We start from the raw sequence: 944 nt of genomic DNA, 5'->3' as shown, positions 1-944 counted from the left end.
GTGGTTTCCTGCTGTTTTGCTAATGTCTTTAGCTGGCCGGTAAGTTCACTTCCTAACGTAAAGCCGAAATTTCGTCCCTGATAATCTACCTGTGCCGGACGGGGGTAATCGGTCGGCAAAAGCAACGGCTCATACTCCGCCAGTGTCTGCTGCCAGTATGCCCGTTGATGTTTTCCTTCTTCTCCCTGCAAATACGCCTTCTGCCAGTGGGCATAATCACCATAAGTGATTTCCAATGCGGGCAAACGGCTGTCACGCTTTTCGAGCAGAGCATGGTAAACCTCCGCCAGCTCATGCATAAAGATATCCACCGACCAGCCATCAATGGCAATGTGATGCCACATGAACAAAAGATAGTGACTGTGACCGACCTGGTAATGGCGCAGGCGCAAACCCGGCTCTGTTGTCAAATTGAATGGTGTAGCTAATTCAGTACGCAATATTTGCCAAAGTATCTCAACACTCTCAAGAAGCTGTGTTTTGAAAGCCAGCGGCTCTTCAATCAGTTGTTGAGAAGAATGCAGTTGTTGATAAGTATGATCACCGCCACTGCGGTAAACCATTTTCAGAACGGAATGACGCTCAACCACCTGATTAATTGCACTTTCCAGTACAGATAAGCTAACTCCTTCATCCAACAGCATCAGATAAGGAATATGGTAGGCATATGTGCCCTGTTCAAACTGCTCAATAAACAGCATCCTCTCCTGAGCAAAGGACAAGGGATAACGGGCAAGCTCAATATGAGGAATGACAATAGATGTCTGCTGCCCCATCTGGGTTGCTAATCCGGCAACCGTTTTCAACTCAAACACCTGTGCCAGAGAAACATCCATTGCCAAAATCCGGCGAATGGCGGCGGTCAGCTTAACCGCTGTCAGGGAGTTGCCTCCAATACGGAAGAAGTTATCCTCAATGCCAACCCGTTTCAGCCCCAATACCTC

Annotated in this window: 1 protein-coding gene; it reads right to left on the bottom strand. The window is 48.1% G+C overall.

Annotation, left to right across the window (positions count from 1 at the left end):
- Positions 1 to 944: condensation domain-containing protein (locus Xbud_RS19060; protein ID WP_244590056.1), on the bottom strand; the 944-nt coding region annotated here is incomplete at both ends.

This window comes from Xenorhabdus budapestensis, assembly GCF_002632465.1.
In the GTDB taxonomy this organism is placed as follows: domain Bacteria; phylum Pseudomonadota; class Gammaproteobacteria; order Enterobacterales; family Enterobacteriaceae; genus Xenorhabdus; species Xenorhabdus budapestensis.
The sequence above is the reverse complement of the archived record's forward strand: the minus strand, read 5'-3'. Positions and strand labels throughout refer to the sequence as shown.